The following is a 923-nucleotide window of genomic DNA, read 5'->3' as shown; positions in this document are numbered from 1 at the left end:
AAGCGACGGATGCGCTTGTTGGTGTTCTCGACCGCGCCTTTCTGCCACGGTGAATTCGGATCGCAAAACCAGCTCCTGGCGCCGAGTCCATCTTCCAAAGCCTTGAAACCGCGAAACTCGGTACCACGGTCGAAGGTGAAGCTCTGCCGGGCAAAGGCGGGTAGCGGTGAGAAGGCATCGATGATCTTGTCGATGAGCGGACGAGAGTGACGGCTGCCATTCTTGATCATCACCGTGTAGCGGCTCTTGCGCTCGACCAGCGAGGTGACATTGGCTTCACCGAGGTCGCGCCGGAAGATCAGCAGATCACCCTCCCAGTGGCCGAACTGAGACCGATCGGCAATGAAATCAGGGCGTTGGCTGATCCTGCAGTCCAACGGGATCGAGCCGTCGCGGGGCTTGCGGGAGCGGCGCGGGCGGCGCTTGCGACGGCCTTCTGGCAGATGCTGATAGAGTTCCAGCGCCTGATCTTCCTTGCCATAGATGAAGCGATAGATCGTCTCGGTGCAGACGCGGACGGCGCTCACACCATCGGCAAGCAGACGGCCGGCGATCTGCTCCGGCGACCAAAGTGCCTTCAGCTGCTCGATGACCAGTGCGCGCAATTGCGGGTGCCGCATCAGCTTCCTCAAACGCCGCCGTCGCTCTTTGCGGATGTCGTCGGCAACCGTTGGGAAGTAGCCGCTGTATTCGGGCAGTTCGCGATCGTGGAATGTATTGCGCCTGATCTCGCGATAGATGGTGGAACGGTGACGACCGAGTTGGCGCGCCATTTCATTGATCGGCACCTTGCGTTCGACAAAGTGATAGAGGCGGCGACGATCCGCCAGATTCAGCTGCGAATAGCTTCGTGACATCCCAAAATCTCCAAGGGGAAACCATTGAAATCATTGGCATGTCGCACTTCAAATTAGAATGTACCC

General features: G+C 58.8%; 1 protein-coding gene. It reads right to left on the bottom strand.

Annotated elements, in window-relative coordinates:
* Window positions 1-857, bottom strand: an 857-nt coding sequence (locus IB264_RS34160; RefSeq protein WP_192435368.1) for an IS30 family transposase, incomplete at its 3' end; no start/stop codon positions are given.
* Window positions 858-923: the final 66 nt, after the last annotated feature.

Origin of the sequence: Ensifer sp. ENS11, assembly GCF_014851895.1 — a bacterium.
GTDB classification, from domain to species: Bacteria; Pseudomonadota; Alphaproteobacteria; order Rhizobiales; family Rhizobiaceae; genus Ensifer; species Ensifer canadensis.
The sequence above is the reverse complement of the archived record's forward strand: the minus strand, read 5'-3'. Positions and strand labels throughout refer to the sequence as shown.